Annotated in this window: 13 protein-coding genes; 8 read left to right on the top strand and 5 right to left on the bottom strand. The window is 40.7% G+C overall.

What is annotated here, in order from left to right:
• Positions 1-190: 190 nt before the first annotated feature.
• From SYN7502_RS05380 to gmd, 5 genes are all read right to left on the bottom strand, one after another.
• Positions 191-511 (bottom strand): DUF3082 domain-containing protein, encoded by a 321-nt coding sequence (locus SYN7502_RS05380; RefSeq protein ID WP_015167864.1) that lies wholly within the window; start codon positions 509-511, stop codon positions 191-193.
• Positions 512-593: 82 nt separating this feature from the next.
• Positions 594-1,619: a D-glycero-beta-D-manno-heptose-7-phosphate kinase gene (rfaE1, locus tag SYN7502_RS05385; protein WP_015167865.1), complete on the bottom strand. Its 1,026-nt coding sequence runs from the start codon at positions 1,617-1,619 to the stop codon at positions 594-596.
• Between the two features lie 124 nt (positions 1,620-1,743).
• Positions 1,744-4,002, bottom strand: a complete 2,259-nt coding sequence (gene recJ, locus SYN7502_RS05390; RefSeq protein ID WP_015167866.1) for a single-stranded-DNA-specific exonuclease RecJ — start codon at positions 4,000-4,002, stop codon at positions 1,744-1,746.
• A 30-nt stretch (positions 4,003-4,032) separates the two neighbouring features.
• Positions 4,033-4,974, bottom strand: coding sequence for a GDP-L-fucose synthase family protein (locus tag SYN7502_RS05395; protein ID WP_015167867.1), 942 nt, complete (start codon positions 4,972-4,974; stop codon positions 4,033-4,035).
• Between the two features lie 183 nt (positions 4,975-5,157).
• Positions 5,158-6,222 carry a GDP-mannose 4,6-dehydratase gene (gmd, locus tag SYN7502_RS05400; protein ID WP_015167868.1) on the bottom strand — a complete coding sequence of 355 codons (1,065 nt, stop codon included), beginning with the start codon at positions 6,220-6,222 and terminating at the stop codon, positions 5,158-5,160.
• Between the two features lie 248 nt (positions 6,223-6,470).
• On the opposite strand from gmd, the gene SYN7502_RS05405 reads away from it, so the two are divergent.
• From SYN7502_RS05405 to SYN7502_RS05435, 8 genes are all read left to right on the top strand, one after another.
• Positions 6,471-7,379, top strand: a complete 909-nt coding sequence (locus SYN7502_RS05405) for a circadian clock protein KaiA (protein WP_015167869.1) — start codon at positions 6,471-6,473, stop codon at positions 7,377-7,379.
• Positions 7,376-7,681: a circadian clock protein KaiB gene (kaiB, locus tag SYN7502_RS05410; RefSeq protein WP_015167870.1), complete on the top strand. Its 306-nt coding sequence runs from the start codon at positions 7,376-7,378 to the stop codon at positions 7,679-7,681. Before SYN7502_RS05405 ends, kaiB begins: the two co-directional genes overlap by 4 nt.
• Entirely contained in the window at positions 7,671-9,215 is a 1,545-nt protein-coding gene (gene kaiC / locus SYN7502_RS05415; RefSeq protein WP_015167871.1) for a circadian clock protein KaiC, read from the top strand. Before kaiB ends, kaiC begins: the two co-directional genes overlap by 11 nt.
• 391 nt (positions 9,216-9,606) lie before the next feature.
• On the top strand, positions 9,607-10,596 hold the full coding sequence (locus SYN7502_RS20900) for a septal ring lytic transglycosylase RlpA family protein (RefSeq protein WP_051023583.1): 990 nt from the start codon (positions 9,607-9,609) through the stop codon (positions 10,594-10,596).
• Between the two features lie 18 nt (positions 10,597-10,614).
• Entirely contained in the window at positions 10,615-11,448 is an 834-nt protein-coding gene (gene panC / locus SYN7502_RS21535) for a pantoate--beta-alanine ligase (protein ID WP_015167873.1), read from the top strand.
• A gap of 28 nt (positions 11,449-11,476) precedes the next feature.
• Entirely contained in the window at positions 11,477-12,163 is a 687-nt protein-coding gene (cmk, locus tag SYN7502_RS21540; protein ID WP_015167874.1) for a (d)CMP kinase, read from the top strand.
• Positions 12,156-12,632: an LptA/OstA family protein gene (locus SYN7502_RS05430; protein ID WP_015167875.1), complete on the top strand. Its 477-nt coding sequence runs from the start codon at positions 12,156-12,158 to the stop codon at positions 12,630-12,632. The genes cmk and SYN7502_RS05430 overlap by 8 nt, the downstream gene beginning before the upstream one ends.
• Positions 12,633-12,716: 84 nt before the next feature.
• Complete coding sequence (locus SYN7502_RS05435; protein ID WP_015167876.1) at positions 12,717-13,535, top strand: mechanosensitive ion channel family protein; 819 nt, start codon at positions 12,717-12,719, stop codon at positions 13,533-13,535.
• Positions 13,536-13,546 lie beyond the last annotated feature (11 nt).

Genomic DNA, 13,546 nt, shown 5'->3' on the forward strand with positions numbered 1-13,546 from the left:
ATCATAACTGATAGAGTAAAGCTCCGTTCTGAGTGGAAGTGCTTTGTTATACGGTTGATACGCCTTTGTCATGCCACCGAGGGGCGTGGTTTGAATTTCCCCATAACAGGAAGTGAAAGGAAAACGCGTACAACGAGTCCAAACGAAAACGGTTCTTCCCTATTCCAAGGCAACAGATACATCGTTCTTCCTAGGAATTAGTTTCAAGTACCTTTGTATAAATTTGCTTAATAGTTAATAATACCAGCCCGATCGCAATTACGCCAAAAATAATTGTAATTCCACTACCCATGGCTAACAATATAGTTCTGATTGCTGCACCAATGCGATCAGCAAGGGTTTGAGCATTTTGAAACGGACTCAGAGCTAGTTTGCGTGCTACACCTAGGGTGAAGTTATATAATCCATAGGCAAGGATGGCAGAAATTACTGCACCGATAATGCCTGAAATTGGCGAAATATTTTCTTGAGACTGAGAATTTGGGGGGGATTTAGGATTTGGTTCAATCATAAAATTGTGTTAAAAGTACTAACATACTACCTTCCCAATATAAAAAATAGGGCTAATTAAGTTTTCAGAGTTTCCACTAACTCTAATCGGGGCGATCGCTCAAAAGATGTTCTAAGGCAGTTAACATTTCGGTGGTGTTAGTTGTAGTTGTACCAAACTGTCTAACAACAATGCTAGCTGCTAAATTGCCCAAAACTGCTGCTGCCCAAACGGAACCACCATTTGCCAAAGCTAAGGTTAGGGCTGCTACTACTGTATCTCCTGCCCCTGTGACATCAAAGACTTGAGTACGATTAAAGGCGGGAATATGGTCTGCGTTACCATCTTGACCAAATAAGCTCATGCCATTTTCACCTCTGGTAATTAAAATTTGTTTAGCATTGGTTAGTTTTAATAAATCTTGGGATGCGGTTTGGATATTAGTATCAGAAATGCCATAGCCAACTGCTAACTCAGCTTCAGGTAAATTGGGGGTAAAAATTGTTGCCCCTTGATAACGATCTAAATCCTTTTGGGTATCTACAACTACTAATTTATGCTTTAGGGCAGCATCGATCACGATTTCGGTCATTACACCTTCGCCATAGTCAGAGCAGACGATCGCATCAACTTGATCAATATGGGCTTGAATAAACTGTGCTAATTGGGTTTGTAAGGTTTCACTAATTGGTGCATCGGATTTACGATCAATCCTGACAATTTGTTGAGTTACCGACTGGCGGGCATGGGCAGAAATTCGGGTTTTTGTAACTGTGGGGCGATCGCAATCGATAAATATGCCAGATGTATTAATTCCCGCTTCGGTAAAAATGGTTTTCAGAGCTTTACCCTGATCATCATTACCAATAATGCCAACAGCAATTACTTTAGCTCCGAGCTTTGCCAGATTATAGATAGCATTGGCACCTCCACCGGGGACTTGTTTTGTACCTTCATGGCGAATGATTAAGACGGGAGCTTCACGGGAAATGCGTTCTACCTGCCCTGTGAGAAATTCATCAAGAGTTAAATCGCCCACTACTAAAACCTTAGCTTGATCAAATTTTTGAATTAGTTCTATTAGCTGGGAATTAGATTCAGAAAGGATTTTATTAAAATTATCGAGCATATAATCTTTATTCTCTATGGTGTGAAATGCACTCACCTGCCACCATAAACATTGAATGACTATGAAACTCTACCATAAGGTTAGGGGCAGCATTATTAGGAGTTAAATTGCAATTTGGTTTCAGCTATTTAGTGATAATGCTAGTTATTTTTTCTATGGAAATCTGATACCAGCGTTTTTGGTTTTCTAGTTCGGTGCTCAGGGGCTGAGTTGGGGGGAAATTTGCACAATCATATCCAAGTTCTCGCCATGTCGATACAATTACGCAGGGTGCTAGCCATAGCTTTTGTCCTAAATCTAATAAATTAACCTGTAAATTAGCTGACTCAGTACCTGAACCAATATATAGGGATAACTTCTGCTTAAGTTCTGACTGTGTGGGTAAAACTGGAATTTGACTACCTAAATAGATTAAGGCTGGTTTGGTTAAGGCAATTAGCCAGCGCAGATGTGTAATTGAAGGGGGAAGGCTCCAAAGTACTAGAGATTTATAGGTTTTATGGGGAATCGGGCGATCGCTATCTCCAGTAAACTCGGGATGATCATAACCATAAATTAAGGCAGGCTGAGGAATTTCGGCTAGGGCTTTTAAGTTTTGCCATTTAGGAGCGATCGCGATTTTCGGGGCAGGTTTAGATTCTAAAATCGGAGTCCAAGGTGTTCTGATGCCTACTAACTCTAGTTCTACGGAAGTTTTATCCTGCCATTTATTCGCTCTTAATTTATATGCTAAGTCCACATAATCAGGAATCGGATAATATTCTCCCCATCGCCAAGAAATTGCCTTAATTTTGGAGCCATTGCCTCGATCCAGTTCCAGTGCTAGACAAGCTTTATTTTTACCTCTAATTTGCTGTGAAATTACCCGTACATTAGGCGTATAAAACACTGGATCACTATTACCCATGCCACAGGGATGTAATAAATCAATTTGTTCTAAAAGTGTGAGGGAAATATCATGTAAGTCGGCTTTAACATCTACTTGAATTAAGGGCTTGAGGTGATGAGGTTCTAGGTGTTGATGGGCAAATTCGCGCAGGCGATCGCTAAATTTCTGTAAATTCTGACTTGGCATGGAAAACCCACCCGCTGCAGGATGTCCACCATATTTATTTAAAAATTCTCGGCAAAATTCCAAGGACTCAAATACATTAAATTCTGGAATGCTACGCACAGAACCTCGAATTGCCAAATGATCCTGTTCTTCTTCGTAGGTCCCAATAAATACTGGTACTCCATATCGCTCAACTAACCGTGATGCCACGATGCCAATTACGCCATGATGCCAATTGGGTTGAACTACGACTAAAACTCGTTCTTGGCTTAAATCTAAATTTAGAGACTGAATGTAGGCGATCGCTTCCCGTTCAATTTGGCTACATAGTTCTTGGCGGGTACGGTTGGTTTCTTCGCATTTTTGTGCCAGGGTAATCGCTATGCCCATGTCATCGGCGGTTAAAAGCTCAATTACGGTTACAGGGTCACCAATTCTTCCCACAGCGTTAATGCGTGGTCCTAGGCTAAACCCGATCGCCTCTGGCTTTAACCCTATTTTTTGATCATCCGCTATGCCAGAAGCTTGAATTAGGGCTGTAACTCCGGGTAATTGCGATCGTCCCAATAATCTTAAACCTTGCTTCACTAAACGCCGATTAATGCCTGTTAAATGTGCTAGATCAGCGATAGTACCAAGAGTGAAAAGCTCTAGGAGTAAGGATTCTAATGCCTGTCTTTTGCCAAATCGATCAGCCAACTCTAACGCTAACACATACGCCACTCCCACGCCAGCGATCGCATAGTAAGGAGAACTTAGATTAATTAACTTGGGATTTAGAATGGCATTGGCGGGAGGTAATTGTTCGGGCAAGTCATGGTGATCGGTAATAATTACGGCTAAATTTAATTCTCTGGCACGGGCGATCGCTGCGAATGCCGAGATTCCATTATCCACGGTAATAATCAAACCCACACCCCTAGCCTGTAATTCCTCCACCATGCGGATATTAATGCCATAGCCCTCATTCATTCGACTGGGAATTTCATAACTCACCTCAACTTCTAAAAGCCGTAACGTTCTTAGCAGTAAAGCCGTACTAGTCATACCATCGGCATCATAATCCCCACAGATCGCCACTTTCTGATGATTCTTAACTGCTGCTTCTAAAATATCCAGACTGGCAACCAAATCAGGAAATTCTAATTTAGGATCAACTAATACTTCACGATCAGGATCAAGAAAAACCTGCGATCGCTCAGGTGTATTCATATCCCGATTGATCAAAACTTGTGCCAGTAGGGGTGAAAGACCAGTAGAATTAGAAATCTCACTGGCTAACTCTGGCTGAGGAGCCGCAATCTGCCAACGCTGAAGAGGTAAAGTCATATATTTAATTGGTTGAATATGACTTAGTTTTTATACTGCATGCTCCCGATACCAAGCGATCGTATTTTGCAAACCCTGCTTAAAATCCACTTGGGCAGTAAACTTAAAAGCCGCTTTAGCTCTTTCCGTATCCAAACAGCGTCGAGGTTGCCCGTTAGGTTTATCGGTTTGCCAGATAATTTCTCCCTCAAATTCCATGAGGTCGCAGATTAGAGTAATTAAATCTTTAATCGAAATTTCGTAACCCGTGCCTAAATTTACTGGTTCTGGATCATCATAACTTTGAGTACCCATGACAATCCCCCGTGCCGCATCCTCAGAATATAAAAATTCACGGGTAGGGCTACCATCTCCCCACACTGGCAGTTGTTTATCACCTCTAACTTGAGCCTCATGGACTTTACGAATTAAAGCGGGGATCACATGGGAACTCTTTGGATCAAAATTATCCGCAGGACCATACAGGTTCACGGGCAGTAAATAAATACCATTGAAATTGTATTGTTGCCTATAGGCTTGTAGCTGCACTAGTAAGGCTTTTTTAGCCACCCCATAGGGGGCATTAGTCTCTTCGGGATAACCATTCCAAATATCATCTTCTTTAAATGGTACAGGTGTAAACTTGGGATAGGCGCAAATTGTACCCACACAGACAAATTTCTTTACTCCTGCTAAATGGGCAGCATGGATTAGTTGTGTACCCATGATCAAGTTATCGTAGAATAGCTCACCCGGCTTTTCCTGATTTAAGCCAATTCCCCCTACATGGGCAGCCAAATGAATCACAATATCTTGATTATCCACAGCCTTTTGGCAGTTTTCCCACACCCGAATATCTAGATCGCGCGATCGCGGAATGGAAATTAAATCTTTACTAGCACCAGCAGCTAATAATTGGGCAACTACTTGCTGTCCTAAAAATCCTGCTCCGCCCGTAACTAGAATTTTTTGATCTTGAAGTGAAAGTGTCATTTTAAGAATCCTAATGCTTAATGAATAGTGATAAAAATATTGGTTTAATTTTAGCTATTGCAGATTTCAGTTAAATGTGGCAGAAATAAAATACTAAAACCAAGGCGGAGAACCTAGCCCTGCGACCCTTTTTTCTCCGAGCTTGATCGAAAACCTCAATAAGAGTCAGATTTAAAGCTTTACCTAGCTCCAGCTAGAAACAGAATTTTGCCTTAAGGTTGCAATATCCGTAGTTTGATTTGGACTTTTTAATCCTAGTGCTTGCATATCGGCATCAACCATTAAATATACTAATTCCTTGAAGTTAACGCTAGGTTTCCAATTGAGCTTTTGCTTAGCTTTAGTAGGGTCACCTAAAAGTAACTCGACTTCGGCAGGACGAAAATAGCGTGGATCAATTTCCACATAATCTTCCCACTTGAGGTCAACATAGCCAAATGCTACATCTAAAAACTCTCGAATGGAATGGGTTTCCCCAGTCGCTACTACATAATCATCGGGTTGTTCTTGCTGTAGCATTAGCCACATCGCTTCTACATAGTCTTTGGCATAGCCCCAATCCCGTTTAGCATCAAGATTACCAAGATATAATTTCTTTTGCTGTCCCGCCACGATCCGAGCGATCGCCCTGGTAATTTTACGCGTAACAAAGGTTTCTCCCCGTCTTGGTGATTCATGGTTAAACAAAATCCCATTACAAGCAAATAAACCATAGGATTCTCGGTAATTTACCGTCTGCCAATGGGCATAAACCTTGGCACAGGCGTATGGACTACGGGGATAAAATGGTGTGGTTTCACTTTGAGGTACGGCTTGAACTAGCCCAAACATTTCTGATGAACCAGCTTGATAAAACCGAATTTCTTTACCCTTGCGTTGCTGAAAATCTCTTACTGCTTCTAATAGCCGTAAAGTTCCCATTGCTACTGAGTCCACAGTATATTCAGGTGAATCAAAACTCACTCTGACATGGGACTGCGCTCCTAAGTTATACACCTCATGGGGTCTAATTGCTTCCAATAATCTACCTAGGGCTGTGCCATCGGTAAGGTCACCATAGTGCAGAAATAACTTGGTTTCAGGTAAGTGGGGGTCTTGGTACAAATGATCAAGGCGGTCAGTGTTGATTGTGGAACTACGGCGAACAATGCCGTGAACTTGATAGCCTTTTGCCAGTAAAAGTTCAGAGATATAAGACCCATCTTGTCCAGTGATTCCAGTAATTAAAGCTCTTTTTTGGTCGGTCATGTTCTAGTTTTGCTACAGTTTAATAATTTAGATTATGATAGAAAAATTCTCTACTACGACAGGACTGTAATAGTCAATTTATAGTAATCCCATATAGGGCAAAGAATAAACTGATTATTTATAAATAAAGAGTGATTTGGATTACACCTGAATCAGTAAAGTATGCTTAAAAGCGCAAAATTTGATTCCCCTTAACAACACAATAGGCACTAATATAGGCAATTATTAATAAAATATAAAGCTGTTCCGTGTCTCCAATTTTACAAATTTGCTGTTTATTACCGCAAACATCCCACCATAAATTTATTACCCAGTTTTTGGAAGCGGATCGATTTAATGTGACTAGTTTTTATAGTATCGAACAGTTATCAAAAAATCTCATAGAGGAGCAATCCAGTCAAGACTGTCTGATTGCATGGCTTGAGGATGAAGCGATTAAGCATCGCCTTTCTAACTTAGGTATTTGTTTGCCCACGGTTTTAATTATTTCTGCTCATAATTTTCAAGAACAGAATCTTCAAGAACAGAATCTTCAAGAATTAGATCAGCCAGAATTAGATCAGCCAGAATTTATTTACCCCACAGCCGCAGCCGTCAGCCTAGAAGTAGATAACCTGATTGAATTACCCGATGCCATTGATCAGGCGATCGCTTTATTTTTAAAACTCCCCCCTAGATTACCAAATCAATTTAACAACTCTGATAGCCCAGAATCAAATCAAACTAAAATTACCCATCTCGCCACAGCCCAACAGCGACTTTCAGAAAAGCTCCAAGAAAGATTAGGCTATTTGGGGGTTTATTACAAACGAGATGCTAAGCAATTTTGGCGGCGGCTACCAAAAGCAGATCAAGAGCTATACATTCAAAGATTACAAACAATTTATCGTTCTATAATTTTGGAGTATTTCAAAGACAACTCGAAACAACTTAATATTTTGATTGATGAGTTTGCCAGCATGTGCTTTTTTGCAGATATATCCGTATCCCAAGTATTACAAATTCATATGGAACTAATGGATGATTTTGCTAAGCAGTTAAGATTGGAAGGGCGTAATGAAGAGATTTTGCTAGATTATCGTATTACCCTAATCGATGTCATTGCTCACCTGTGCGAGATGTATCGCCGCTCTATTCCTAAGGAGGTACAGAAATGAGTTTTATTCGTAAAAATTATGTACTTAAGCTCTATGTGGCAGGAAATACCCCCAACTCTATTCGAGCCCTCAAGACCTTAAATGACATTCTGGAAAAAGAATTTCAGGGAGTCTATGCCCTAAAAGTCATTGATGTGCTTAAAAATCCCCAACTCGCTGAGGAGGATAAAATTTTAGCAACGCCCACCCTAGCTAAGGTCTTACCACCGCCAGTACGAAAAATTATTGGAGATTTAAGCGATCGCGAAAAAGTTTTAATTGGATTAGATTTATTGTACGAGGAATTAATTGATGAAGCGTGATGGAATCAATGGTGCAGTGGAAAGCCAAGAACTTGGGGTACAGAAACTACGCACAATGATTGAAGGACTAGATGAAATCACCCACGGCGGCTTACCAATGGGGCGATCAACCCTCATCAGTGGTACTTCAGGAACAGGAAAAACTTTATTTGCTGTGCAATTTATTTATAATGGGATTGTTGAACTCGGTGAAAATGGTGTATTTGTAACCTTTGAAGAATCTCCCGCTGACATTATTAAAAATGCCCATAGTTTTAACTGGGATTTACAAAAACTAATTGATGAAGGCAAGCTATTTATCCTTGATGCTTCACCCGATCCAGAGGGGCATGAAGTTGTCGGTGATTTTGATCTTTCTGCCTTAATTGAGAGGATTCAGTACGCGATCTTAAAATACAAAGCCAAGCGTATTTCCATTGATTCAATTACCGCTATTTTTCAACAGTACGAGTCTTTGGGGCTAGTCCGCAGGGAAATTTTTAGGCTGGTGGGCAGGTTAAAGTCTTTGGGTGTGACTACAGTTATGACCACAGAGCGGGTGGAAGAATATGGTCCAGTTGCCAGATTTGGGGTAGAAGAGTTTGTGTCTGACAATGTAATTATTGTTCGTAATGTTTTAGAGGGGGAACGGCGGCATCGCACAGCCGAAATCTTAAAATTGCGGGGTACTACCCACATGAAAGGAGAGTTTCCTTTTACGATGACCAGTAATGGCATTAATATTTTCCCGCTTGGTGCCATGCGATTAACCCAAAAGTCTTCTAATGTTCGAGTTTCATCAGGAATTGATACTTTAGATACCATGTGCGGAGGGGGCTACTTTAAAGACTCAATTATTTTAATTACTGGAGCCACTGGCACAGGTAAAACCCTAATGGTGAGTAAGTTTTTGCAAAATGGCTGCCAAAATGGAGAAAGGGCATTACTATTTGCCTATGAAGAATCCCGTGCCCAATTATCCCGCAATGCTTCTTCATGGGGGACGGATTTTGAAAAACTCGAAGGTATGGGACTACTAAAAATTATCTGTGCCTATCCAGAATCTACGGGGTTAGAGGATCACCTCCAAATGATTAAGTCTGAGATTGATTCTTTTAAGCCCTCTCGAATTGCGATCGATTCTCTTTCAGCATTAGCCCGTGGGGTTAGTAATAATAACTTTCGTCAATTTGTGATTGGTTTAACTGGATTTGTGAAGCAAGAGGAAATTACAGGGTTATTTACAAATACTACCGATCAGTTTATGGGTTCTCATTCTATCACTGAATCTCATATCTCAACGATCACTGATACTATCATTTTGTTGCAATATGTTGAGATTAGAGGAGAGATGGCAAGGGCGGTAAATGTTTTCAAAATGAGAGGTTCGAGACATGATAACAAGATTAGAGAATATATAATCACTGACCAAGGGGCACAAATTCAAGATTCCTTTAAGGGATATGAACAGATTCTTAGTGGTTCTCCCTCCCGTAGTTCTATAGATGAAAAAAGTGAACTATCACGGATTATTAGAGGTGTGCAACCAGAATAATTTATGTTTAGAGATCAGTTTTTACAATATTTTTGTTCTCTATGCACATAATTGCTTTTTATTAAACCAAAAAAGATACAAATAATTTATATCTCGACATACTCAGATCACATCTATTCGTGATTCAGATTACAGAAAAATCCATCTCTTTTATGGTTTTAAAGTTTAATAAGTCTCAATTAGACAATCACTCACGTCAATCATAATTTGTCAATCCCCTAATTATCAATCCTTTTAAGGTATTAGTTTTTCCAATCATTGCAACTTTGACGATGGAAGTCGTGATAGGGTTATTCTGCGTCAGAAATTTCTTCATCTGACTTTAGATAAGTAGAAGCGAGTTCCTCAGAGTCTTCTATTTTTGTTCACTCACATCTCACATGCTTGATTTATGACAAAAAAAACATGGAGATGCCTTTTATTGGCTCTCATTGCAATAAGTTCTCTAGCTGTTGTTCCTTTTAATGATTCAGCTAACGCAGATACGCCTCTGCAATCTAAAGAACCTTCTGATTTCGATTCCTCTGCTCTATCCTCTACCCTAAAAGTTGGAGAGACTCGTTCTGAATCCCTTTCTCGCCCTAATACTGCGATCGCCAAAGTCTTTCCTTATCAAATTCGTAATAAAACCGCAGCTACAGTCTACGTCAATAATCTACCAGTTTTTACCTTTATAGATACTTCAACTCCAACTTCAGAACAGAAAGTTAAGTATCCTACACCTCGATCCTCTGCGAAGCTTCCTTCTAAGAATGGAAATTTGCTTACTTACGTTGATCCTGTGGAGCGTGCCACTGTTATGGCATCTACCTTTAATCAGTTAGCCCGTGATGGGTTTGACGCTAAAAATATTGTTGTAGTTTGGCAGTCTGGCGACTATGTGCTGAAGTTGGGTGACCAAATGAGTCTTAAACTTGATAGTAGTCTGTTAATTCCTGATGCCACTAAGGATAAGGCTAATGATGCTATTGCCACAGCAAATTTACTTAGGCGTTTACTAGGTAAGGCTCAACCATTGACAACTATAGCTGGTATGCCTGCCACGAATATTAGACCATCCTATAGCTTGCCAATTGCGATCGTCAGTCAAGTTATTTCTGGCATGGCTTCTTGGTATGGACCTGGTTTTCATGGTGGATATACTGCTAATGGCGAAAGGTTTGATAAATATACCCTAACCGCTGCCCATCCTACTCTACCTTTTGGTACGCCTGTAAGGGTTACTAATACCTATAACGGTAAGTCTGTAGTTGTGAGAATCAATGATCGCGGACCTTATTCAGGGGGAAGGGTTATAGACTTATCCCAGGGTGCAGCGCAAATGATTGGGTTAATCTCCTCAGGAGTTGCCCCTGTTAAGCTGGAAGTGATGGGCAGATAGTTAAACTCTGGCTACATAATGACCGTAGTTATCTCAACTATAGAAACTCTAAGAGCCACTCTGGACAAGGCTCTAGACTCTGTAGGGTTAGTCCCAACAATGGGTGCTCTCCACGCAGGTCACCTGAGCTTAATCCAACAAGCTAAGCAAGAAAATGGCTGTGTTGTGGTCAGTATTTTTGTTAACCCTTTACAGTTTGGTCAAGGTGAAGATTATGCCAAGTATCCTCGAAATTTAGCAAGTGATCGCCAAATTTGTGAAGAAGCTGGGGTAGATATTATTTTTGCGCCAGCCGTAGACCAAATCTATGGGATAGGGGAGATAACTCAGGTAATTCCGCCAGAATCCATGACATCAGTACTTTGTGGGCGACTGCGCCTAGGACATTTTACGGGTCTGGCTACGGTCGTGACAAAATTATTAAATATAGTACAACCCCATAGGATTTATTTCGGACAGAAAGATGGACAGCAATTGGCAATAGTGCGACGGTTAATTAGGGATTTAAATTTTGTCACAGAAGTAGTGGCTTGTCCCACAAGGCGATCGCCATCAGGTTTGGCATTAAGTTCCCGTAATCAATATTTAACGCCCGATCAATTAGTAACGGCTGCTAGTTTGTATCAGGCTTTGCAGGTGGCTGAATCTGCATTTAGAGCCGGAGAAGTTGCGGTAAATGCTCTAACTTCCTTAGCCCAAAACTCCTTATCTCCAGATGTGGACTTAGAGTATGTAGAGCTAGTAGATTTGGAAACCTTACAACCTTTAGCTAATGCTAAGAACTTATCAATGTTGGCGATCGCCGCTAGAGTTGGGGGAACCCGATTAATTGATAATATAGTCTTGAATTAAGTATCAACTAAAAAACTTAGAAAAAATTTTGCGTAAGCCAATTATTGCCATTGACGGTCCTGCGGGGGCGGGAAAATCAACGATCGCTCGTTTACTATCCCAGCAATTAAACCTAATCTACTTAGATACTGGGGCAATGTATAGGGCTGTAACTTGGTTAGTATTGCAATCAGGGTTAGTTCTTGATGATGAGCTTGGGATCACTAACTTGGCTAATAGTTGCAAAATTGAACTTACACCCGCCACTTCTGAAGGCTTTACCACCCAAGTTAAAGTAAATGGCGTTGATATTACCCGTGAAATTCGGACTAGTTCGGTCACGGAAAATGTGCCTGCGATCGCTGCCCAAGCAGGAGTAAGACAAGCCTTAGTGGCTCAACAACAGGAACTGGGTAAAGCGGGCGGGATTGTCATGGAAGGTAGAGATATTGGCACAACGGTTTTTCCCGATGCGGAGATAAAAATTTTCTTAACAGCTTCAGTGCAGGAGCGTGCCTATCGTCGTCAGCAGGATTTATTAGCCCAAGGGCAACCCATACCCGATCTTTCTGTGCTTGAAACTGCGATCGCTGAACGAGATCAAGCTGACAGTACTCGCAAAATTTCTCCGTTACGACAGGCGGAAGATGCCATCATACTAAACACAGATGGGTTAACTATTGATATGGTAGTCCAGAGAATTATCGAACTATATAGGGGCATAGATCATGACTAATCATTTAACGAAGCTATATATCGGAGTTGCTCTTGGTATTTCCACAATACTGGGTACAACTGTGACAATGGCACAGCCTGCGAATACGGCATTGACAATTCGGGCAGATATTCAAGAAGCAGATTCTCGAAACGGTATTATTACAGCCCGTGGTAATGTCAAGATGAACTATCCTGCCCGTCAAATTGACGCTACTTCAGCCAAAGCTCAATATTTCTCTAAGGAACGACGTATAGTTTTATCGGGGAATGTGGTAGTAACTCAGAAAGGTAACGTGATTAAAGCGGAAACCATTACCTATTTAATTGATCAAGCTAAATTTGAGGCTTTGCCTGTTACTAATCAGCAGGTGGAATCAGTGTATATAGTTCCCGATCAAAGCTTGCCTCAAAATCCTGCCACAGTGCCAGCTACGGAAATTAAACCCTCATTTAAAAATCGTGTGAGTCCTACGGTACCTAAAACTTAAATGTAAAATCACAGCCTTGAAGATCATTAATAGATCATTTACCAATTAATTTAATTAATTTGCCAATAAGAGAGGTAAAGCTTTATGGATGTTAACCAAGTAATTAAAACTGCTGCCGATCTAATTACCCAAGCAGGATTAAAGATCGTTGCAGCAATTATTTTATGGTTTGTGGGGCGTAAGTTAGTTAGCTTAGCTGTAAAAATTACTTCTACAGCTCTGGCTAAAAGTCGTACCGAGCCTACAATCATTCATTATTTGGGATCAACTATTTCCGTAGTCCTCAATATTATTTTAATTGTTGCTCTTTTAGGCTTTTTTGGGATTGAAACAACTTCCTTTGCGGCTTTATTAGCGGCGGCTGGTGTGGCGATCGGAGCGGCATGGAGTGGGCTTTTATCAAATTTTGCGGCGGGAGCATTTCTAGTTGTGTTTCGCCCATTTAAAGTTGGAGATTTCATATCTGTAGCGGGTTTATCTGGAACGGTTAGGGAAATTGGTATATTTTTTACAATTATAGATACCCCTGATCACGTTCAAACCATCATTGGTAACAACAAAATTCTGTCTGATAATATCCAAAACTATACTAGCAATGCCTATCGTCGGGTTGATTTAACAGCTACTATTGACTACAGCGTTGATCATAACCATGCTATGCAAATTTTGCGGGAAGGTTTAGATCAAATTCCTAATGTACTGCCCACGCCTGCGCCAGATGTGGAAATTTTAGAGTTTAGTCCGTCAGGTGTAGTGTTAGCTATCCGCCCCTATTGCAAACCCACCAGCTATTGGCAAGTCTATTTTGATGCAAACCGCTTAATTCGGGAATCATTTGTAGATGCTGGTTTCCCAGTCCCGCAGCAACATCTGGCAGTTCAGCAAGTAGCTCAAAGTAATTAAGTTGTTAATTA

It is taken from the genome of Synechococcus sp. PCC 7502, assembly GCF_000317085.1.
GTDB lineage: Bacteria > Cyanobacteriota > Cyanobacteriia > Pseudanabaenales > Pseudanabaenaceae > PCC-7502.